Source organism: Spongiibacter sp. UBA1325 (assembly GCF_002306875.1).
Lineage (GTDB): Bacteria > Pseudomonadota > Gammaproteobacteria > Pseudomonadales > Spongiibacteraceae > Spongiibacter > Spongiibacter marinus.
On sequence record NZ_DBTD01000010.1, the window covers coordinates 126,223 to 148,796 of the forward strand.

Below are 22,574 nucleotides of genomic sequence, written 5' to 3' on the forward strand. Positions count from 1 at the left end.
GGGCGAAGCTTTGCCGCCCCCTGCCACATCGTATCGTGATGTTGCACGCGGTATTGCCCGTCTTTATCACTCGACGGCAGATCGGTCTTTTTTTCCAGCGGCCGCGGCTGCAGGGACTTTGCAGAATCATCCTGAACTGACGACACTGGAACCGGTGGCGCCACGCTAACGCTGCCGCGCGAGCCGCCGGGCTCCCGCTCAGCGACCGGGGAAGACGGCTGCGCCGGTGAGGGCGAGACATTGGACACCGGCACCCGTGCAGCTTGGGTGGGAGCGAGATCAGATTCAAAAACGGGCAAATCCAACAGCACCGTGTATTCACGGAGCATGCGACCGTTTGGCCAGCGAACTTCAATAATGAAATCTAAATAGGGTTCAACAACGGGCTGGGTTGTGGTGATAATAATTCGGCCGCGGCCGTTTTCACCCACCTCGACAATAAAATCCAAACTATTGAGAAATTGTGTGCGATCAATGCCTGCATTGTCGAAAGCCGACGCGTCAGCAAGATCAACGCGCAACTGAGCAGCCTCCAAACCCTCGGCCTCGCGCAGTGGAATAAAGGCTTTAAACGGCTGGTTCAGGGAGGACGCCAGGGCGATGTCCCCTACCCCGAGGGCGCTCACAAAACCACTTTGAATGGCGCCCACCAATACTGCTACACGGGCCAGACTCTTGCTCATATTTCCACCGTCTCGTTGCTGCACCGCGTCTGTCGATCCCGAAACGAGGCGCAGCACGGCGTGAATATCGAATAGCTTCGCAGTGTGGACCGCAAACTACAGGCGTTGTTATCTAGAATTATTCTTCGATAGTAAGCGTAAATATTAGCTATGTGTCGGTTTTTATCAAGATTTTAAGCGCTTCAATAATGTTAAGTGCGGCACCTTTACGCAAATTGTCTGCCACAATCGTTGCGCGCAAAACACGTTCGTCGCGACGATCGACAGCCCACTCAGCAATATCTATCGTTTCACTGCCCTGTAGACCCGCTGGACTCGCCAGTGCTTCCGCGTTGCCATCACGCAAGCGGAACACGTCGTTTGCCAACAGCTGCTCACGCCATTGCGCGGCAGCCACGGCGTCACCAAACTCCGCTCGCAGCAGCGTGCAATGGCCGTAAAACACCGGCGCCAACATAGCCTGACAGTAAACCTGCGCGAACTCATCCCGCCCCTGTGTTAGCAGAGTAGCCAGATTATGCTCAATATCTGCACTATTATCGGCAGTTAGCGGCAAAACATTAAAGGCAATCTGTGCTGGCAGCTGACTGGACTCAAGCGACTGCGCATTCAGCAGGCGCGCCGTTTCTGCCGCGAGGGTCTCAACACCATTGCTGCCCGCACTCGATACAGGTTGCGCGACCGCCAAGTCGATGCGCTGCGGCGTTGGCAGCTGCGCAAGCAATGCGTACACATGGCTACTCACCGCATCGGCAATCGCGACACTTTTTTCCCCTTCAGCCAACTCGCTGCCCGCACAAAATACCGGCACATCGCCGCGCTGAGACAACACATTAGCGGCATCAACGACCACGCAGCCTGCACTCTCTGCGGCATCAACTAACTGCGGCAAGGGTTCTCCAGGCATAAATACCGCAACGTCCACGGCACTAAAATCCGCCTCATCCAGAGGTCGAAAATCCAGCGGACGCCCACGATACATTGCCGGCTCAGCGTCATAAGCGGCAGCGCTGTATAGCCGCAGCGTTGTTGGCGCAGCCTCCCACTCACTGAGCGCTTCCAGGAGGTGCTTTCCCTCCAGGCTATCGGCGGCAAAAATGGCGTAGTGGGTCATTAGGCAATATCACCTCGGATAATGCGCAACATCCGGCGCAAGGGCTCAGCAGCGCCCCACAGCAATTGGTCGCCAACCGTGAAAGCCGAGAGGTATTGCTCGCCCATATTCAGTTTTCGCAAACGACCAACGGGTACGCCCAATGTACCGGTCACTGCCGTTGGGGTTAGCCGCTCAAGTGTTGCATTGCGCTCGTTGGGAACCACATCCACCCAGTCATTGGCACTGGCAAGGATGGATTCAATGTCACCCATCGGTACATTTTTGTTCAACTTGATGGTTAGTGCCTGACTGTGACAGCGCATTGCACCAACGCGCACACAGTTGCCGTCAATCGCAATCGGCGAGTCGTCGCGACCCAGAATTTTGTTTGTCTCAGCTTGCCCTTTCCATTCTTCACGGCTTTGACCGTTCTCAAGCTGGGTGTCAATCCAGGGCAACAGACTGCCGGCCAGCGCATGACCAAACTCCTGTGTTGGGAAAGCATCACCGCGCATTGCCTCTGCCACCTTGCGATCAATATCCAGGATATTGCTGCGTGCATCAGCCAATTCCGGCGCCACCGCGTCGCGAATACTCCCCATTTGTGAGATCAGCTCACGCATATTTTTGGCACCGGCGCCGCTAGCCGCCTGGTAGGTTTGCGCACTCACCCACTCAACCATGCCCTCGCGGAATAGACCGCCAACGGCCATCAGCATCAGACTTACGGTGCAGTTGCCGCCGATGTAGTTTTTAACGCCGCGCTGCAGGCCCTGCTTAACCACATCGAGGTTAACCGGATCCAGTACGATGATGGCATCATCGCTCATGCGCAGTGACGATGCCGCATCAATCCAGTAGCCCTGCCAACCGCTGGCGCGCAGATCGGCGAATACCGCCTTCGTGTAATCACCACCCTGACAGGAAATAATCGCGTCCATGGCAGCGAGTTCAGTGATGTCGTGCGCATCCTTCAACGGCGCGATATCGCGACCGATGTCCGGGCCCTGCCCACCGACATTTGAGGTGGTAAAAAATTGTGGTTCGATACCATCAAAGTCATTTTCTTCGAGCATGCGACCCATCAATACTGAGCCCACCATGCCTCTCCAACCAACAAAACCTACTTTCATTACTCATTCCTCCTTTCCTACATGGCGACCAACCCACTCACAGGCCGGCGCCCCATTAGCCGCCGCAGGCGGCCAACGACGAGTGTTTACACTTCCGATAAAGCGGCCAACACGGCATCGCCCATCTGCGCGGTGCCCACCTTCTGGCAACCCTCAGAGTAGATATCCGCGGTACGCAGCCCCTTATCCAACACACGGCTTACTGCGTCTTCGATGCACTGCGCAGCATCGGGCTCAGACAGGGAGTAGCGCAACATCATTGCCACCGACAGAATGGTCGCCAGTGGATTCGCGATACCTTGCCCGGCAATGTCGGGCGCGCTGCCGTGGCAGGGCTCATACATGCCGCGACCATTCACATCTAGTGACGCCGAAGGCAGCATGCCAATTGATCCGGTCAACATCGCTGCGGCGTCAGAAAGAATATCGCCAAACATATTGCCGGTAACGACAACGTCAAATTGCTTCGGCGCGCGCACCAACTGCATGGCGGCGTTATCCACGTACATATGGCTGAGCTCGACATCCGGATAGTCTTTGGCCATCTCGTCGACGACTTCGCGCCACAGCATGGTCACTTCCAGTACGTTGGCCTTGTCAACACTGCACAGACGCCCACCGCGTTTTTGCGCCAACTCAAAGGCCACCTTGGCGATCCGGCGGATTTGCGATTCGTTGTAAACGTAGGTGTTGTAACCTTCGCGCTCACCATTGTCGAGCTCGCGAATGCCGCGTGGCTGACCGAAGTAAATACCGCCAGTCAGCTCGCGTACAATCAGTATATCCAAGCCGGCAACCAGCTCTGGCTTCAGCGAAGACGCATCGGCTAACTGCGGATAAAGAATGGCGGGACGCAAATTGCCAAACAAATCCAAGCGTTTGCGAATCTCCAGCAGACCACCCTTTTCTGGGCGATCTGCGGGGGGCAACTGATCCCACTTAGGTCCGCCTACAGCCCCCAGCAAAATAGCATCAGCTGCCTGGCATTTCTCGAAGGTTTCATCCGGCAGTGCCGTGCCCACCGCGTCGATAGCGGCGCCGCCAAGCAGCGCATCGTCTAGCGACAAATTAAGTTGGTGAGAGTGATTGATCGCTTCCAAGACCTTGCGGGCCTCGGCCATAATTTCCGGACCGATACCATCGCCGGCCAACATCAATACTTTGCGAGCAGTTTTTTCAGACACGTTTCTATTCCCGTATGTAGTTTGTCAGTATGTTTACGCGCGATGCTCGCGGAACAACCAAGGCGATTTTTGCTGCCAGTTTTTTTCAAAGTCGCGGATAGCATCGGCATCCTGCAGGGTTAAGCCGATATCATCCAGACCATTGATCAGGCAGTGTTTGCGAAAGGCATCAACGTCGAAGGTTATGACGTCACCTGCTGGCGTGGTAATCGTCTGCGCGGGCAGGTCAACCAATAAGCGATAGCCCTCTGAGCTGTACATCTCATTGAACAAATTATCGACAACATCCGCTGGCAGCACTATCGGCAAGATGCCATTTTTAAAGCAGTTGTTAAAAAAGATATCGGCAAAACTCGGCGCAATAACGCAACGAAAGCCGTAATCCTCCAATGCCCAGGGAGCGTGCTCGCGGCTTGAACCGCAACCAAAATTTTCCCTCGCTAACAACACTGAAGCGCCCTGGTAACGGGCGTGATTGAGCGGAAAATCCGGGTTGATTGGACGCTGGCTGCAGTCTTCGCCCGGGCGCCCTTCGTCCAGGTAACGCAGCTCGTCGAACAAATTTGGCCCAAAGCCACTGCGCTTAATCGACTTCAGGAACTGCTTGGGAATGATCATATCCGTGTCGACATTCGCGCGATCCATTGGCGCCGCGAGTCCGTCTAATTGGGTAAACGCTTTCATTGTTTGCTCCTTATATCCACTCGCGCACGTCGACGAAATGCCCTGCAATAGCCGCTGCTGCCGCCATCGCCGGACTCACCAAATGCGTTCGACCACCAAAGCCCTGACGCCCCTCAAAATTTCGGTTAGACGTTGAGGCACAGTGCTCTCCCGCTCCGAGCTTATCGGCGTTCATTGCCAAACACATAGAGCAACCTGGCTCACGCCACTGCAGCCCCGCCTCAGTAAAGATTTTATCCAGTCCCTCTGCTTCGGCTTGTTTTTTGACCAGGCCTGAACCGGGAACAACCAGCGCTTCTTTCAAACTCTCGGCCACTTTTTTGCCTTTCACAACCGCAGCGGCCTCGCGAAGATCTTCAATACGAGAGTTGGTGCAGGAACCGATAAACACCCGATCGAGGGTGATATCGGTAATGGCTTGCCCCGCGCTAAGCCCCATATACGTCAGCGCACGTTCACAAGCACTGCGCTGCACAGGGTCGCTAAAGTCATTGGGAGCGGGGACTGCCGCACCGACTGCCGCCACCATCTCCGGACTGGTCCCCCAGGTCACTTGTGGCTCGATACTGCTGCCGTCAAGCTCAACCACCACATCAAAATGAGCATCGGGGTCACTGTGCAGTGTTTGCCAGTAACTTACTGCCTGCTCCCACTCTTGCTCATTGGGGGCAAACGGCCGACCTTTTACATAGTCGATGGTCGTTTCGTCCACGGCAACCATACCAACACGCGCACCGGCCTCTATGGCCATATTACAAATGGTCATGCGGCCTTCCATCGACATGTCGCGGATCACTTGTCCGCCAAATTCAATGGCATATCCTGTGCCGCCAGCGGTACCGATTTTTCCAATTACGGCAAGGACGACATCTTTGGCGGTAACACCGGCGCCGAGCTTGCCATCGATGCGCACCAACATGTTTTTGCTCTTCTTCTGGATCAGGCACTGGGTCGCCAATACATGCTCGACCTCAGAGGTGCCAATACCGTGGGCCAGCGCACCCAGCGCGCCGTGGGTTGCGGTATGCGAGTCACCGCAGACCACTGTCATACCCGGCAGCGTTGCCCCCTGCTCTGGACCGACAACATGAACAATCCCCTGCCGCTCGTCGTTGATCGAGAACTCAGTGATCCCGAACTCATCGCAGTTATCATCAAGTGTTTGAACCTGGATACGCGATATTTCATCTTGGATACCGCTCACACCCGCACTGCGCTCAGCGAGGACCGTGGGCACATTGTGATCCGGTGTTGCGATATTGGCACTCACGCGCCAGGGCTGACGCCCGGCAAGCCTAAGGCCTTCAAATGCTTGCGGCGATGTCACCTCGTGGACAAGCTGGCGATCAATATAGATCAAGGCCGTACCGTCATCGCGCTCTTTTACCAGATGCGCGGCCCATAATTTGTCGTAAAGCGTTTGTGAAGCCATGAATGATCCCCCAGTCTCCTCTCATTGCAGGCAATTTTACGCAGCCACATAAAATAAAACAAATTCATATTTTTTATTATTTCAATTCCAAAAAGGAATGAATAAACTTGCTTCCATGGACACACAATCACTACAAGCGTTTCTATGTGTTGCCGAATGCAGCTCATTCTCAGGCGCGGCGGAGCAGCTCCACCTCACCCAACCCGCAATCAGCAAGCGCATTGCCACACTGGAAAAGCAGCTCAATACCAAGCTATTTGACCGCATTGGCCGGCATATTCACCTTACCGAAGCCGGTCGCGCACTGCTGCCGGAAGCGCAGCGCATTCTTCAAGACATCCGCGAAGCCCGCCGACGCATCGACGACCTTCGCGGCAGCGTATCGGGCCGCCTGTCGATGGGCATCAGCCACCACATTGGGCTACACCGCCTGCCGCCGGTATTGCGGGAATTCAGCCAACGATACCCAGACGTCCAGCTGGATATCGACTTTATGGATTCAGAGCAGGCCCACCACCGCATCCTCCACGGCGAGATGGATTTGGCAGTGATCACCCTATCTCCAAGCCAGGAGGAACATTTGAGCTTCCTACCGGTGTGGCAAGACCAACTCACCGTAGCGGTCGCCAACGACCACCCACTGAGTAACGCCGGCGTGGTAACCGCCGAGATGTTAAGCCAACACACCGCCCTGCCACCCGGACTGAACACCTATACCGGGCAAATTATCAAACGTCTTTTCGATGAGGCCGGACTGGAAATGAATATTGGTATGTCCACCAACTACCTTGAGACCATCAAGGTCATGGTGAGCATCGGATTAGGCTGGAGCATTCTGCCGCAAACCCTTCTGGACGACAGTGTTACCGCCCTGAAACTGAAGAACATGCAACTGAGTCGCACCTTAGGCTGTGTACACCACCGCAACCGCAGTCTGTCGAATGCGTCGCGAGCCTTCATAGACCTTTTACCGAATATTGATCACGGCGGCGTGAAGTGAGGAGCCAACGCCAGCAGTTGCTCTGGCGTATCGACGTCGCTGTAAATACCCGGGTCGCTGACGTCGATAAACCGACGCGTCGACGCTGGATCTTGGATTACTCCCTTCCCGCCCTGCTCGCCCATTACCGCACATAGCGCCGGCCAGTATTTTCTACCAAAGGCCACGGGGTGACCGACCCGCTCCTGACAGCGTGGCACGACAATATCGTCCGCAGAGGCAGCGTTAATCAGCTGAGAAATCGTGGTAATTCGCAGCAGCGGCAAATCCGCGGGCATGATTAATACCGCCTCGGGCAAGCTCGGCGGCAACGCGTGAGAGCGCAACTGCTCCTCGGTGCAGTCGAAGTGCTGCAACAACGCGCGCATACCCTCGGCCAAGGAGAAGCCCATGCCTTCTTCCGCTCGGCGTGCATAGAAACACGGCGCATCGAGCTTTGCCGCAACGTTATTGTGGCGGTCGGACTCACTCAACACGGCGAAAGCCTGCGCTCCCGCCTTGCCAGCCCGCCGGATTAAGGCAGGCAGCATCTCACCACCTTTGGGAAGCGGCGTAAATCGCTTGTCCTGTTCGCCAAAGCGACGACTGCGGCCAGCGGCCAACAACAATAACGGCAACACCGCCATTACACAGCCCGTTTACCACTGCGCAACTGGGTTAACTCTGCCATGACCGCCACAGCGATCTCCATCGCCGACTTGCTGCCAATGGGCAAACCTACCGGAGCGTGAAGGCGATCAATTTGCTCGGCACTTAAGTCGAGCTGAAGCAGGCGTTGGCGGCGCTTTTCAGACGTTCGCAATGAACCCAAGGCGCCGACGTAGTAGCAGTTTTCGCACAAGGCCTGCATCAAGGCCATATCGTCGATACGCGGGTCGTGGGTTAGGGTAATGACGATGCTATGCGCATCTGCGGCATGTTCTGCCACCACGTCATCGGGCATGCCGGGCAACACCGTAACCGCAGGCAAAGACCAGCGCTGTCGCCGGTCATCGCGCGGGTCACACACGAGCACGCGATAATCCATCGCCAAGGCAAGCTCCGCAATGCAGCGAGCCAGCTCGTTAGCCCCAACCAGTAATAGCTGAAAGCGGGGGCCAAAATCCTGCTGTAAGGTCGTCTCGCCCAGGCTCAACGCCTGGCAGTGTTCCAAGCCTTGCAGAGACCAATCCCCGCTTTGCAAATCAACCTGCCTACGCATCGCCCTGCGCTCATCCAAGGCGAGCAAAAGGCGGCGAATATCTGCTAAGTGGCTGGCGGTAAGCGGCTCGATGAAAATTTTCATACGGCCGCCACAAGGCAGTCCAAAGCGCTCGTTTTCCTCTGGGCTGACACCATATTCCAGCAACTCACAGTGAGTGGCGGCGAGTTGCCCGGATGCCAGCTTCTCCAGGAGATCATCCTCTATACACCCACCGGACAGCGAACCTGTTAACGCGCCGTCAGCGGCCAGAAACGCCATCGCCCCGAGCGGCCTGGGCGACGCGCCAAATGTCGCTGCTATCGTACACAGCCAGCCGCCCTGCCCCTCGTCAACGGCGCTCGCAGCAGCAGCCAAAACCAGTTGATCGGTATTTTTCAAATGCCATCCCCAGATTTATACAACCCTAAACATCTCCAACATTATGAAACCAGCCATTTAAAAAAGGCAAAAAAAAACGCCGCATAAAGCGGCGTTTATAGCGTACTACCGACGGATCAATACCAGCGGTAGGTACCCTGAATGGCAAAGCTACGTGGCGGCTCAACGAAACCGTAGTGGCCCGTGCTACCGAAGATGCTGTTCGCCAGCGGCGTGTCGTTGGAGTAAGAAATTACCGTTTCATCGGTTAAGTTCTTAGCCAGTAACGCTACTTCCCATCCAGCAGATACATCTGACAAACCCAGACGCAGGTTAGTCTTCACGTAGGCATCCTGCTCTTGGCTCGGGTCGAGGTTTTGCGACGAGTTGTAGTCACCGGTGAAGACGAAGTCCGCACCACCGCGGAATTCGATATCACTGGTCAGCATCGTGGTGTATACAAAGGTCAAGTTACCAGAGTAATCAGCTACGTACTGGTTGGTCTTACCTTTGTAATCACAATAAGCAATCCCTTCAGCAGTCACCGTATCTGGCGTCTGTCCTTGATAGCACTGACCGTTTTCATAGTCGGTAAATTCAAAGTCAAGGAAGGCCAGAGCACCGGTCATCATCAGGTTTTCAGTTAATGCGATACGGCCATCAAGCTCGATACCCATAGTCGTCGCAGCACCGGCATTACCCACATTGAAGCCGAGCGTACCATCAAAGATACTTACCTGAAGGTCGTCGTACTCAGTGTAAAATGCCGCGATGTTCAACTCAGCAGCGCCATCCAGCAGCGTTGTTTTCGCACCGATTTCCAAGCTCGTCGCCTGCTCTTCTTCATACTCAAAGCTACCAACAATAACCACTGGATCGCCGTTATCTAAGTTCTGTAGCGGACGAATCTGATTGGTTGCCGGAGACGCATTGGAGCGCGCATCGTAACCACCTGATTTGTAACCACGCGACAATGTACCGTAGAGCATCGCATCATCGCTCACATCGTACTGCAGGTTCAACGACGGCGAGATATTTTCCTCGGTACGTGAGCCACTCAAGTCGTGACGCTCAGCGGAGAAGTTCTTCGCCACAACGGTGTCGATCTCACCCTCATCTGGGCGCTCACCCGTCGCACGGTTAACGAAGTCTAACTTACGGCTACCATCTTTAGTCTCATGCGAATACCGCAGCCCTATGGTTGCTCGGAACAAGTCTGTAACGTTCCACGTTGTTTGCAGGAAAGCCGAGAACAGCTCTGTCTCCGTAGTGAAGTAACGGGGGGTGCCCAAGTCGCGAATTGCATCCCCTGCATCACCGAAACCACCCAAATCCAGCGCGTTAAGCAAACCGGCGTCAGCTGCGGGCTGCAAAAGTGCCTCAAGGGGGGTTCCAGCGAAAAGGCCCAAAGCCACATTATCCAGAGGGCCGCCTTCAATATCACCCGGTGGGCGTTCACCGCGAGCACCCGCTTCTTGAATATCCGCAGCATTCAACAGCCCGGGCAGGATATCACTGTCTACACGGATGCTATCAAAGAACTCAAGCTCACTCTTTTGATAGAAACCACCGGCGATAAATTCAAAGGTTTCACCGACAGGCGATACCCAACGAAATTCCTGGCTGAACTGGTCGTAGTTTTCTTCAGCGCCCACACTGAATACTGGCGCGCCAGTGAAGTCACAGTCACACAGCTCTTCGGTATCGTAACCCAGCAATCCAGTGATAAAAGTAAACTGGTGGCCTTCGCGATAATAATCAACGTTCAGCGTGATGTTCTGCGTGTCGTTGTAGCTGTAGTCACCGTTCGACGAACGCTTAAAGTCCTGTTTGTTGTTCAGTACAGAAGAGTCCGCATCAACAGAGGCCAATACAATGGGGCCGGCTGCAACTTCAGTGAAGTCGAGAATCTCTGCGTAGGTGCGGCCGTTGAAGGAGCCTGTGCTCGAGGTTGACGGCTGATCATTGATGATTTCGATCTGGCGGCCATCAACATCAAACTTACCTACTTCCAATTTCAAGGCTGCAACCAAGTTTTCCGTCGCATCCCATTCAAAGATTGCCCGAATGGTCCCCTCGTCGCGCGTTGGCTCGTCGCGATTCAAGGTCAGGTTTTCCATGTGACCGTCGATATCGCGCTTACGGATCGCAAGACGCGCACCCACGGTATCCGTTAACGGACCAGACAATACCAAATCGATAATTTGCTCGTTGAAGTCGGGCTCGTATGTCGCCGACACAGAGCCTTCAAACTCTTGTCCGGGACGCGCTGAAATCAAGCTTAGCGCACCAGCAATACTGTTTTTACCAAACAGGATATTTTGCGGGCCACGCAAAACTTCGACGCGGGCCAGGTCAAGAAAAGGTGCGCGCGTCAGCTGCGCACGACCGTAGCTGACACCGTCAAAATACATACCCACGGACTGTTCAAAACCCGGGTTGATACCCGAGCCGATACCGCGAATATAGATGTTTGTACCGATACCCGTCTCTGACATTGTCAGGTTGGGTACGTATGCTTGCAGGTCTTCAACTTTGGCGATACCCGCCTCAGCCATTTTGTCGCCGCTCACAGCGTTCACGGATACCGGAACATCCTGCAAGCTTTCTGCCCGCAGTGTTGCAGTAACAATAACTTCTTCCAAAGCGGGTGCTGCAAACAGCGGTGTTGCTGCTACAGAAACCGCCGCTGCCAGCGCCGAGCGCCGAAAACGTGCTAATGATTTATTCAAGGTCATATGACCTCCAGATGCCTTGTTTTATTATGACTGACCCCACTGGCGCGAATGCTCCAGTAATGTCCCCTCCAGGATTCCCGCGTCGCATTGCTGCGCGCAAGGTAATGTGATCGCCGACAACATATACGAAATAAAGTGTCTTCGCAATGTCACGAAAGCTTATCGTTGTAGAGCATATAGCTCAAGGTTAAAAGCGAAGGCGCCGCTATAATGCGGCGCCTAAGTGCAAGCCAGCTTGTGCTTACCAGCGCCAGCTTGCTTGAACTGCTACGCTGCGTGGTCTTTCAATAAACGCATAGTGGTTAACGCTGCCGAAGCTGCTGTTCGCCAGCGGCGTGTCGTTGGAATACGACACCACCTCTTCGTCAGTCAGGTTTTTACCGACAAGCGCCAATTCCCAACCGTCCTTCACATCGGCGATCGCCAAGCGCATATTCACTTTCACGTAGCCGTCTTGCTCCTGGCTAGGATCGAGGTTTTGCGAGGAGTTGTAGTCATCGGTAAAGACAAAGTCAGTGGCCGCACGAAACTCCATGGCATCGCCAAAGCTATGCGTGTAGTTGAATGCCAAGTTACCTGAGTAATCGGCAACGTATTGGTTAGTCTTGCCCTTGTAGTCACAGAAGGCGACCCCATTCACGACAGAGTCTGGAGTTTGCCCTTGGAAACACTGACCGTTTTCGAACTCAGTGAATTCAAAATCAAGGAAGGCGATCGCTGCACTCATCACCAGTTCATCGGTAAGCGCAATACGGCCATCGAATTCAATACCCTGAGTTTCAGCCTTACCAGCATTGCCGACATTAAAGCCGAGGGTACCATCGAAGATACTCACCTGGAGATCGTCGTACTCAGTCATGAACACGGCAACGTTCAGCTCAGCACGCCCGTCCCAAAAACTGCTCTTGGCGCCGATTTCTAAGCTGGTTGCTTCCTCTTCGTCGTATTCAAAGGAGCCAATGATGACGCTGCCCGCAGCGTTGGGAGCAGCGCTTGGCGATGCGTTTGAGCGTGCATCAAAGCCGCCGGACTTGTAGCCGCGGCTCGCCGTTGCGTACACCATTACCTCATCGGTCGCATCAAACTGAACATTGATCGACGGGGCTAGCTGGTCAGTGTCTTGAGTGTCTTCCAAATCATGCCGTTCAATTTTGAAAACCCCCGCTAGAACACCGTCCACCGTACCCAGTGGCCGTTCGTTGCCCTGCAGGTCAGCAACTGTCAGGCTACGCGAGCCGTCTTTTTCCTCTTCAGAATAACGCAGACCAAAGTTGGCGCGTAAGCGATCTGTAACATTCCAGGTGGTCTGCCAGAACACTGACCACAATTCAGCGTCTGAGCTGAAATAGCGTGGTGTTGTGGTATTGGCAATGGAGTTACCCGCCGCTTGCGAGCCTGTTCTCAATGCTACTGCAGTGGGGATAATCGCACTATCAATCACAATGCTGTCATAGAAATCGAGCTTGCTGGTCTGATAGTACAGGCCACCAATATGCTCAAAGGTTTCCCCTACCGGTGAGGCCCAGCGAATTTCTTGGCTGTACTGCTCATAGTCCTCGCTGAACGGAACGCTAAACACATTGGCGCCAGTGAAGTCACAGTCACAGAGCTCATCAAACTCGTACTCCAATGCCGCGGTAATGAAAGTCAGCGTGCCTTCACCCAGAGCATAGTCAACGTTCAAGGTAAAATTACGCGTCCGGTTATTGCTGTAATCCCCATTCGAGGAGCGCTTGTAATCCAATCCGGTATTCAGCACCGAGGGATCCGCACCAAACTGCGCTACAAGAATTTGACTGTAGCTCGCGCCACCAAAGGCCGGATTCGTTGAGGGCTGGTCGTTCACAATTTCAATTTGGCGACCGTCAACATTGAATTTACCCAACTCAAATTTCAACATCGCCGTCAGGTCTGCACTCGCCTCCCAGTCCAAAATTGCGCGGAAAGTACTCTCATCACGAGCTGGCTCATCGCGGTTCAGGGTGAGGTTTTCAATGTAGCCGTCCATCGAGCGTTTGCGCATCGCGATGCGCGCGCCCAAGGTGTCGGTAAGTGGGCCCGACAAAATAAAGTCGACAATTTGTTCTTCGTGATCCGGCTCGTACAACACCGATAGCGAACCTTCCTGCTCGTCTCCTGGTCGCGCAGAAATAAGGCTCAGTGCGCCAGCGATACTGTTCTTTCCGTAGAGAATATTCTGCGGACCACGCAATACCTCAACACGGGCCAAATCTAGAAAGGGTGCCCGCGTTAACTGGGCTCGGCTATATGAAACGCCATCAAAATACATACCGACGGATTGTTCAAAGCCGGGGTTGATCCCAGACCCGATCCCTCGAATATAGATGTTTGTGCCAATGCCTGTCTCCGACATTGACAGGTTGGGTACATAGGCCTGCAGGTCTTCGATTTTGTCGATACCGGCTTCCTGCATTTTTTCACCACTGACCGCGTTCACCGATACCGGCACGTCTTGCAGACTCTCGGTTCGCAGGGTTGCGGTTACCAAGACCTCTTCAAGAGCTGGGGCAGCAATCGCTGACGACAGTGGACTTAACCCTGCTGTCATTGCCGCCGAAGCCAAACCAATGGAGCACACACGCATTATCTTCATGAACAGACTCTCCTAGGAGCTACTTATTGTTTTAAACATAACCTTACGCACTTTTTGTCGCGCACGATCATGTCCCGATGAAGTCTATATAGTCGAATATAGCTGTCTAATGTGGGATTTACCTATTCGTTAGCGTGAATAGTAGTAGTTTTTTAATAAATACCCATCTCCAGTCCCGCCACCATCGCTTCCGCGAGCTCTTCTAGCGCCGCAAAGTCTTCAGCTTGCGGGGGCCCTTTACAGATAATCGCCTCGGTGACCGGCTTCAATACCATGCCTTTAGCAATGCGCTGAAGCGCTCGCACTGCACCTTCGCCATCATTGCCGGTGCACAAGTACGCCGCGTAGGGAAGAATCAGTTCGCGCGCGCAGGCGGGGTAAAAACTTCGATCCAAAAAATCCTTCAATGCGCCAGGAAGCTGACCAAAATTTTCAGGGAAGACCAACAACAGCGCCTCAGCCCATATGACATCTCGACTACCCGCCTCGCTCGCGCGAAGCAGGCGCACGCTAGCGCCGGCCGCCTCGGCACAACGCGCTGCCGCGTAGGCGAGTCGTAAATTTCTGCCCGACTGACTGTGATACACAATAAGTAAATTGCTTTTAGCCACACTTACTCCGCCTGATATTTTGTTGGTACTGTGTTCACTCGGCTCTGCCCCTAGCGGTAAGATAACGCAGCACAGCCATTGCCATCCATAGACCACCAACTAGAAGCCAGAATTTATGAAGTATCTACATACCATGGTGCGGGTCGCCGACCTTGAGGCGTCAATGCATTTCTACTGCAACCTACTGGGCCTGACAGAAGTGGCGCGCTATGACAGCGAGCAAGGGCGCTTCACGCTGGTTTACCTGAGTGCAAGCGCAGATAAAGAACAAGCAGAAAGGGACAAATGCCCCACGCTGGAGCTGACCTATAACTGGGACCCAGAAAAGTATGATGGCGGACGTAATTTCGGCCACTTGGCGTACCAGGTAGACGATATTTATGCCTTGTGTAAAAAGCTGCAAGACGGCGGGGTCGTCATTAACCGACCTCCTCGCGATGGCCATATGGCCTTCGTGCGATCGCCAGACAATATTTCCATTGAGCTTCTGCAAGCAGGTGAGGCGCTGCCTCCGGCAGAACCTTGGCAGTCCATGCCCAATACCGGCGAGTGGTAGACCTTAGAAAAGGCCGAAGAACCAACCGCCTTTTTTAAGGTCCTCTTCGCAACGTGCCAACTGCGCAGCGTAGCTGCGCGAGCGCGCCGACACTTTGCCGGCAACACGCTGTAACCAAGGCTTACCGGCAAAGGTCCGGCGTTTAAAACCGCCGTGGCCCTCATGGTAAGCCAGATACAAAGAATAGGTATCGGTGTTGGCGATGCCATTGGTGCGTCGGCTCACGTTGTTGTACCAGCCGATGAAGTCTATGGCATCCTCAAAGTCATCGCGATCGGCGCCCCAATTGCCCGACTTGTCCTTGTACCAATCCCAGGTTGCATCTTTAGCCTGAGGGTAGCCGTAGGCGTCAGACATACGCCCTGCAGGAATAAAGCCCAACCAGTATTTGCGTGGCGGCTTGGCGTCAGCCACGAAACGCGATTCCTGATACATAATCGACATCATCACTGGAATGGGCGAGTCCCAGCGTTTAGACGCCTCACTGGCATCGTCATACCAGTCGTCTTTCTCGCGAAAAATCGCGCAAATATCACCGGGGTCACGCGGGGGCGCCGTCGTACACGCCGTCGATAGCAGCAGTGCGAGAACCAAGAAAACATAGCGCATCAAAGCTTCTCCCGGTCGAACAGTGCCAGCAGCTCGGCCTCGTTAATTATTGAAATCCCCAGTTCCTCTGCCTTGCGCAGCTTGGAGCCGGCATTCGCCCCGGCGGCCAAACAGTCAGTTTTTGAGGACACGCTGCCCGCCACTTTCGCGCCCAAGGTCTGCAACTTTTCCTTGGCCTCACTACGCGTCATCGATTCTAAGTTACCCGTTAACACCCAAGTCTGCCCGGCAAGCGGCTGGTCGGTATCGCTGCGCGAAACCACCTCGGGCCAACTAACACCACAGTCGCGAAGTTGGCGAATCACCGCGCGGTTGTGATCACTCGCAAAAAAGCTATGTATATGACTCGCCACGATCGGGCCCACATCAGCAACCTCCAAGAGCGATTCTTCAGAGGCCTCGGCCAGGGCGTCTAGTGTTTGAAAGTGCTGGGCTAAATTCAGCGCCGTGGCCTCGCCCACTTCGCGAATACCCAGCGCATACAAGAATCGTGCAAAGCTGGTATCTTTTGAGGCAGTCAGCGCCGCCAATAAATTCTCCGCCGACTTCTTACCCATTCGCTCTAGCGCGACGAGCTGATCGAGAGACAAGTTGTACAGGTCTGCCATGGTCTCGATCAACCCGGCATCCACCAGCTGTTCCACTAACTTATCGCCGAGGCCATCGATATCCATCGCTTTGCGACTGGCAAAGTGCTTAATCGCTTCTTTGCGCTGAGCTGCGCACACCAGCCCCCCCGTGCAGCGCAATACCGCCTCACCGGGCGCCCGCTCGAGCTCGCTGTTACAAACAGGGCAACACGCCGGCACCGCGATGTCTCTAACGCTGGCATCTCTGCGCGCCAGCACCACCTGCACGATCTGAGGAATAACATCCCCGGCGCGACGCACAACCACCGTGTCGCCAATTTTTACGCCGAGACGATCAATTTCATCAAAGTTATGCAGCGTGGCATTGCTCACCGTTACGCCGCCCACAAATACCGGCTCCAATTTTGCTACCGGGGTTACCGCCCCCGTTCTGCCTACCTGAAATTCCACATCGCGGAGAACGGTAGTTTCTTCCTGCGCTGGAAATTTGTGTGCAATCGCCCAGCGCGGCGCCCGTGACACAAAGCCCAGTTTTTGCTGCAGCGCGACGTCGTCTACTTTGAAAACAATGCCGTCGATGTCGTAACTCAGGCTGTCCCGGCGAGACAACAAGCGATGGTAGTAATCCACACAGGCGTCTACGCCCTCAACAACCGCCATTTCAGCATTGACGCGGAATCCCCAGTCGGCCAATCGCGCCAGCGCGTCACTGTGGCGCTCAAACCACGAGTCACCGGCAACAGCCACACCGTAGCAGCACATTTCCAACGGCCGCTTGGCGGTGATTCGGCTGTCGAGCTGCCGCAAACTGCCCGCTGCCGCATTGCGTGGATTAACAAAGGTTTTGCTGCCCTGCTCCCGAGCCTCATTATTGAGCTTTTCAAAGCCCGCTCGGGGCATATAAATTTCGCCGCGCACTTCCAGCTCAGAGGGCCAGCCGTCCCCTTTCAATTTCAGGGGTATAGACTGAATCGTTCTGACATTTTCACTGATATCTTCGCCTGTTTGGCCATCGCCACGGGTCGCTCCCCGAACCAGCACGCCGTCGACGTATAACAGGCTGACGGCGATACCATCGAGCTTTGGTTCACAGACATAGCCGAGCGGATGCTCGCTTTCTAAGCGACCGCGAATACGCGCATCGAAATCCCGCAGTTCCTGCTCTGAAAAAGCGTTGTCCAGCGACAGCATTGGCGTTTCATGACGCACCTGGCTGAAAGCCGCCAGCGGTGCTCCCCCCACCCTGCGCGTTGGCGAGTCGTCGCTACGCCACTCCGGATATTGCTCTTCCAGCTCCTGGAGTTCGCGGAACAAGCGGTCATACTCCGCGTCGGGAATACTGGGTTCGTCGAGCACATAGTAGCGGTGACTGTGCTCGTGAAGCTGCTCGCGCAGGCTTTCCAAGCGTGCGCGGGAAGAGGCATCGGACATTGATAAGACCGTAGTAGCGAAATTACATCAGGGTGAGTTGGCGGCGTTCAAAATCGCGAATAATCTGCCGGTAGTGCTCCAACGTTTGTTTCGTCGCCACACTGTGGGTTTGGTCTCGCAATTCACCACCGAGGTTTTTTACCAAACAGCGCGCGGTTTCCAACATGGCATCGAAGGCTTGCATGCTATCTTCGGGGCCCGGCATATTCATAAAGAAAACCACCCCCGGGGTGGAGAAACCGTCGATTGCATCCAGGTCAAAATTACCTGGCTCGACCAAATTCGCAACGCTGAACTGCTCGGCACCACTGCCGTCGGCCTTCTCAAAACGGTGGAAAATATTCATGCGTCCATAGCGCAGGTCGCAGGCCAACAACACCTGCAACAAGTCGGCCCCGGCATAGGGTTTACCCTCATCGGCAACAACATTCAGTACGATGAGTTCCTGGGGCTCACTCGCCGCCGGTTTTTCAGACTGACGGGGAGCAGGCTCGCGCTCTACCCGTCGCGGCGCAGACACTGCCTCGTCAGTAAATGCCTCGTCCGGTTCGATAGCGGGCTCAGCTGTCGATGCCTTGCCCAGTGCTGGCTCTGAATCAGGCTCCACCGGCGTCTCGGCCACAGGGTCCTGTGTGGTTTCAGGTGCGGAATAATCACGCATCAACACGTCATCATCATCGTGGGACGCCTGCGGCCTATGCTTTTGGCTGGCGTCGCGCTGGTGCAAACTCGGCGCCTCGCGAACCGCAACGACCCTTGCCTCACCCGGTAGCTCGGGATTAATCAGCTCTTCTTCAGCTTCGCGGCGCTTTTTCGAGGCGAGCCGCAGCGTGTCTTTACGCTCATTGCGCATCCGGCGAAAACCGTCTAACAAAACGGCTATCGCCAACAATGCCCCTATGATAATCAACCAATCTCTTACGCTGAGATCCATTATTCGGCCCTTATCTGCCTGTTATACGGCCCGCTCAACACACTCGACGCGGACTTCGTCCTGTTCGAGTCGCAATTGGCGATATTGTTCCACGCGGGCACCGAAATATCTAGGAAGCGATCATCTCTGCCGCTTTCTCCAAATCCACCGACACAAGGCGTGAGACACCCGGCTCATGCATGGTGACCCCCATTAGCTGGTCGGCCATTTCCATCGCGATTTTATTGTGACTGATGTAGATAAACTGCACGTCGCGGGACATCTCTTTCACCATGCGAGAGTAACGGCCAACGTTGGCGTCATCCAGCGGCGCGTCAACCTCATCCAACATACAAAATGGCGCAGGGTTAAGCTGAAAGATTGAGAATACCAAGGCAATTGCCGTGAGCGCCTTTTCCCCGCCGGAGAGCAAGTGAATGGTCGCATTGCGCTTACCCGGAGGCCTCGCCATGATAGAAATACCGGTATCCAATAGGTCGTCGCCGGTCATTTCCAGATAGGCGCTACCGCCGCCGAACACTTTCGGGAAAAGCTCCTGCAAGCCGTTGTTCACCCGGTCAAAGGTTTCTTTAAAGCGGTTGCGCGTTTCTTTGTCGATACGGCGAATGGCATTTTCAAGCGTTTCCAACGCGTCCTCTAAATCGGCGTTCTGTGCATCCAGATAATTTTTGCGCTCTGACTGTTGCTTGTATTCCTCTATCGCCGCCAGGTTAATCGGCCCCAGGCGGGCAATGCGTCGGCCCACAGCCTCTAACTGCTCTTGCCAGGCGGCTTCGCTTGCCTCATCGGGCAAGCTTTCGAGAACGGACTGAAGGTCAAATTGTGCTTCTTGAAGTTGGTCCTGCAGACCTTTGCGCCGTACCTGCAAGCCCTGATTCTCAACCCGGGCGCCCTCGAGCTTACTGGCGACTTGTTGCAGGCGCTGCTCGATGTCGTGCCGTCTTTGCTCGTGCTGACGAAGCTTCTGATCTACCTCTTCCAATGCGCGACGCGCCGCGCTGAGCTCTTCTTCAACAAGCAGGCGCTGCTCAAGGCGGGCCTCTAAATCCAGCTTCAAATCATCGATTGGCGAGTCATTGTCGTCCAGGTTCTCTCTGAGCTGTTCTTTGCGCTCGCGCAATTGCTCTAATTGCTCCTCTGTGCGGGCAATATTTTGCAGGGCAGCATCACGCTGGGTTTGCAGCGACTGATAGCGCATCGCGAGCTGATGGGCGTGATCCTTGCTCTGCCGCGCTTTTTGACGAACGGCATCGAGCTGCGAGCGGTTGTTGTCGCGCTCACTAAGCAGTTGTTCGCGACGCCCCGAGTCTTGCTCCATCGCCTCAATGGCATCCTGCAAGGTCATGCGTGCATCGGCCAGCGATTCCTGCTCCATCTCAAACTGGTTGCGCAACTCGTGAATATCACTGTCCAGCCGCTGGCGGCGCTGGCTCTGCTGCTCGCTCTTTGCCTGCTGAGCACTTAACTGCGCCCGCAATTCACTCTGCTGCCGGCTGTGTTGCTGTAGCTCGCGCTGCACCGTTTCGCGATCGGTCTCCAGCTGCTTAAGTTGCTCCCGGCTTGCATCCAGCTGTTCGGTGAGCGCCGCTAGCGCCGCTTCGCCCTCATCTGTCGCTGCTTTGAGTTCTTGCAATTCTTCCTGGCGCTGTAATACGCCGCCTTGCGCCGTGTCTCCGCGCCGAACGCGAAGCCAATCTCTCCCCAGCCACAAGCCCTCCGGGGTCACCAGTGACTCACCCGCAGTAAGGCTCGTTCGACGCGCCAGGGCGTCCGCCAAACTGTCAGCCGTTTTCACATTCGCTAACACGCCTTGCAACGCCGGCGAGCCGGAAACCATCGCGGCGAGACTATCTGCCTGCACGCCGACATCGCCATTTTGCGCCTGTTCAACAACGCAGAGCTGGCCCTCTTGAAGCTCTGACAACAGGCTTTGAACACCCTCCAGGCTGTCGATACACAGCGACTGCAGCTGCTCGCCAAGGACTGTTTCGACGGCGGTCTGCCAGCGCTCTTCCACTTGCAAGGCCTCGGCGACAATAGGCTTATCCGCCAAGCCATGTTGCTGCAACAATTCAGAAAGGGCTTTGTCACCCTGCCCTAAGGCCGCCTGCTGTAATGCTTCAAGAGATGCCATCCGCCCACGTAAACGCTGCATTTCACTGCGTTGGCGGTCCACCTCATCACTGGTTTCACGAATGCGCTCACGACATTGGCTTATTGACGGTTGCAGCTGGTCGTGGCGTTCCTGCAAGGCCTCGCCTTCGAGCTCAAGGGCCATTGCTTGTTCCTGCAATAACTCCAGATCACCGTCGTCACCTTCAGTCAGCCCGGCGCGCTCCCCTTCGGCTTTCTGAATACGCTCCTGCAGGCGCTGCATGCTCAGCTCTAAATGCTGAATGCGAGACTGCTCCACTTCAGCCCGTTGACGCGGCCCCGCCGCATTCTGGTTGAATTCGTCCCAGCGCTGCTGCCATGACTGCATCGCATCTTCTGCTGCCAACAGGGACTCTGAGGCACTCTCCTCTTCTGCCTGGCTGATTTCCAGCTCAGGTTCGATGCCCGCCAGCTCCTCTTCCCACAGCTGAATTTTACTGCGGTCCCCGTCCAGCAGACCGGCCGTCTCCTGAATATTGATTTCAAGCCGCTGCAGGTCAGCGTCCAATTGGCTGCGGCGCTCTTGCTGATGCTGGATACTCTGTTCTACGCGGGCGATATCGGCGCCAATACTGTAAAAGCGCCCCTGCACCTCATTGAAGGTATCATTGAGCTGAGTGTGCTCGTCGCGCGACTGCTCAATGGCGGTGCCCAGCGATACTTGTTCGGTGACAACCGCTTCCCGGTCCAGCTCCAGTTCGCGTATCACCGCCTCTTTCTCGCCGACCTGGCCATCCAGCGCCTTCCACTGCAACACCTGCAGTTGCGCTCGCAACAGACGCTCTTCTTTTTTGTATTCGGTGTATTTTTCAGCGGCGGCGGCCTGGCGCTGCAAGTGCTGTAGTTGTCGTTCTAACTCGTCGCGTAAATCTGTTAAACGTTCCAGATTCTCATGCGTTCTGCGCATGCGGTTTTCGGTCTCGCGGCGGCGCTCCTTGTACTTAGAGATACCGGCCGCCTCTTCGATAAACACCCGCAGTTCTTCTGGCTTCGATTCGATCAAGCGCGAAATCATGCCCTGCTCAATAATGGCATAACTACGCGGCCCAAGACCGGTGCCAAGAAAGATGTCGGTGATGTCCCGGCGCCGACACTTGGTGCCATTCAGGTAGTATTCTGAGGCGCCTTCGCGAGTGACTTTGCGTCGAATGGCAATTTCGTTATAGCGGGCATATTCGCCGCCTAACTTTCCCGCCGTGTTGTCAAACACAAGTTCGATAGAGGCTTGGCCAACGGGCTTGCGGTTAACCGACCCGTTGAAGATGACGTCCGTCATCGATTCGCCGCGCAAATTTTTCGCCGAGCTCTCCCCCATGACCCAGCGCACCGCGTCGATAATATTGGATTTTCCGCAGCCATTTGGACCAACAACCGCAGACAGGTTGCTGGGAAAATGGGCTGTGGTGGGGTCGACAAAAGACTTAAAACCCGCCAGTTTGATACTTTTCAGACGCATAAAAACCGTAACCAAGCTTTGTGCCTATCCCTTTGTTGTTATCCGCAGAATGCCTGCGTTGGGATAGGACCAGATGTATGCAAAGCGCGATTATAGCCCGAGAACCGG

General features: G+C 55.0%; 17 protein-coding genes. 2 read left to right on the forward strand and 15 right to left on the reverse strand.

The genetic code is table 11. From position 1 onward, the window contains the following. From B3K78_RS12585 to leuC, 6 genes are all read right to left on the reverse strand, one after another. On the reverse strand, window positions 1–683 hold a 683-nt coding region (locus B3K78_RS12585), incomplete at its 3' end, for a type IV pilus assembly protein FimV (protein ID WP_414711288.1). Between the two features lie 148 nt (window positions 684–831). After that, complete coding sequence (locus B3K78_RS12590; protein ID WP_286695726.1) at window positions 832–1,797, reverse strand: Asd/ArgC dimerization domain-containing protein; 966 nt, start codon at window positions 1,795–1,797, stop codon at window positions 832–834. Further along, window positions 1,797–2,912 (reverse strand): aspartate-semialdehyde dehydrogenase, encoded by a 1,116-nt coding sequence (gene asd / locus B3K78_RS12595; RefSeq protein WP_204995768.1) that lies wholly within the window; start codon window positions 2,910–2,912, stop codon window positions 1,797–1,799. The genes B3K78_RS12590 and asd overlap by 1 nt, the downstream gene beginning before the upstream one ends. 86 nt (window positions 2,913–2,998) lie before the next feature. Next, window positions 2,999–4,066 (reverse strand): 3-isopropylmalate dehydrogenase, encoded by a 1,068-nt coding sequence (gene leuB / locus B3K78_RS12600; protein WP_286696195.1) that lies wholly within the window; start codon window positions 4,064–4,066, stop codon window positions 2,999–3,001. A 63-nt stretch (window positions 4,067–4,129) separates the two neighbouring features. Beyond that, window positions 4,130–4,780, reverse strand: a complete 651-nt coding sequence (gene leuD / locus B3K78_RS12605; RefSeq protein ID WP_204995769.1) for a 3-isopropylmalate dehydratase small subunit — start codon at window positions 4,778–4,780, stop codon at window positions 4,130–4,132. Window positions 4,781–4,790: 10 nt separating this feature from the next. Continuing rightward, the gene (gene leuC, locus B3K78_RS12610) at window positions 4,791–6,212 is read right to left on the reverse strand and encodes a 3-isopropylmalate dehydratase large subunit (protein WP_286695727.1); all 1,422 of its coding nucleotides are present in this window, start codon (window positions 6,210–6,212) and stop codon (window positions 4,791–4,793) included. Between the two features lie 115 nt (window positions 6,213–6,327). On the opposite strand from leuC, the gene B3K78_RS12615 reads away from it, so the two are divergent. Beyond that, a complete protein-coding gene (locus tag B3K78_RS12615; protein WP_286696196.1) occupies window positions 6,328–7,212 on the forward strand; it encodes a LysR family transcriptional regulator in 885 nt (294 codons plus the stop codon). Here B3K78_RS12615 and B3K78_RS12620 read toward each other — a convergent pair. From B3K78_RS12620 to B3K78_RS12640, 5 genes are all read right to left on the reverse strand, one after another. Then, window positions 7,194–7,838 (reverse strand): nucleotidyltransferase family protein, encoded by a 645-nt coding sequence (locus B3K78_RS12620; protein ID WP_286695728.1) that lies wholly within the window; start codon window positions 7,836–7,838, stop codon window positions 7,194–7,196. The genes B3K78_RS12615 and B3K78_RS12620 overlap by 19 nt on opposite strands. Further along, the gene (locus B3K78_RS12625) at window positions 7,838–8,794 is read right to left on the reverse strand and encodes an XdhC family protein (protein ID WP_286695729.1); all 957 of its coding nucleotides are present in this window, start codon (window positions 8,792–8,794) and stop codon (window positions 7,838–7,840) included. The genes B3K78_RS12620 and B3K78_RS12625 overlap by 1 nt, the downstream gene beginning before the upstream one ends. Before the next feature lie 116 nt (window positions 8,795–8,910). Beyond that, the gene (locus B3K78_RS12630; RefSeq protein ID WP_286695730.1) at window positions 8,911–11,511 is read right to left on the reverse strand and encodes a TonB-dependent receptor; all 2,601 of its coding nucleotides are present in this window, start codon (window positions 11,509–11,511) and stop codon (window positions 8,911–8,913) included. Between the two features lie 241 nt (window positions 11,512–11,752). Beyond that, on the reverse strand, window positions 11,753–14,125 hold the full coding sequence (locus B3K78_RS12635) for a TonB-dependent receptor (protein ID WP_286695731.1): 2,373 nt from the start codon (window positions 14,123–14,125) through the stop codon (window positions 11,753–11,755). A 152-nt stretch (window positions 14,126–14,277) separates the two neighbouring features. Next, window positions 14,278–14,736, reverse strand: a complete 459-nt coding sequence (locus tag B3K78_RS12640) for an NAD(P)H-dependent oxidoreductase (protein ID WP_239547685.1) — start codon at window positions 14,734–14,736, stop codon at window positions 14,278–14,280. Between the two features lie 115 nt (window positions 14,737–14,851). Between B3K78_RS12640 and B3K78_RS12645 the strand changes: the two genes are divergently transcribed. Next, window positions 14,852–15,292, forward strand: a complete 441-nt coding sequence (locus tag B3K78_RS12645; protein WP_204995775.1) for a VOC family protein — start codon at window positions 14,852–14,854, stop codon at window positions 15,290–15,292. A gap of 3 nt (window positions 15,293–15,295) precedes the next feature. Here B3K78_RS12645 and B3K78_RS12650 read toward each other — a convergent pair whose 3' ends face one another. The 4 genes from B3K78_RS12650 to smc all read right to left on the reverse strand — a co-directional run bounded on the left by B3K78_RS12650 (window position 15,296) and on the right by smc (window position 22,466). Then, a complete protein-coding gene (locus tag B3K78_RS12650; protein WP_286695732.1) occupies window positions 15,296–15,901 on the reverse strand; it encodes a transglycosylase SLT domain-containing protein in 606 nt (201 codons plus the stop codon). Next, complete coding sequence (gene ligA / locus B3K78_RS12655; RefSeq protein ID WP_286695733.1) at window positions 15,901–17,922, reverse strand: NAD-dependent DNA ligase LigA; 2,022 nt, start codon at window positions 17,920–17,922, stop codon at window positions 15,901–15,903. The genes B3K78_RS12650 and ligA overlap by 1 nt, the downstream gene beginning before the upstream one ends. Window positions 17,923–17,944: 22 nt before the next feature. After that, window positions 17,945–18,856, reverse strand: a complete 912-nt coding sequence (gene zipA / locus B3K78_RS12660) for a cell division protein ZipA (RefSeq protein ID WP_204995777.1) — start codon at window positions 18,854–18,856, stop codon at window positions 17,945–17,947. A gap of 109 nt (window positions 18,857–18,965) precedes the next feature. Beyond that, the gene (gene smc, locus B3K78_RS12665) at window positions 18,966–22,466 is read right to left on the reverse strand and encodes a chromosome segregation protein SMC (protein ID WP_286695734.1); all 3,501 of its coding nucleotides are present in this window, start codon (window positions 22,464–22,466) and stop codon (window positions 18,966–18,968) included. Window positions 22,467–22,574: the final 108 nt, after the last annotated feature.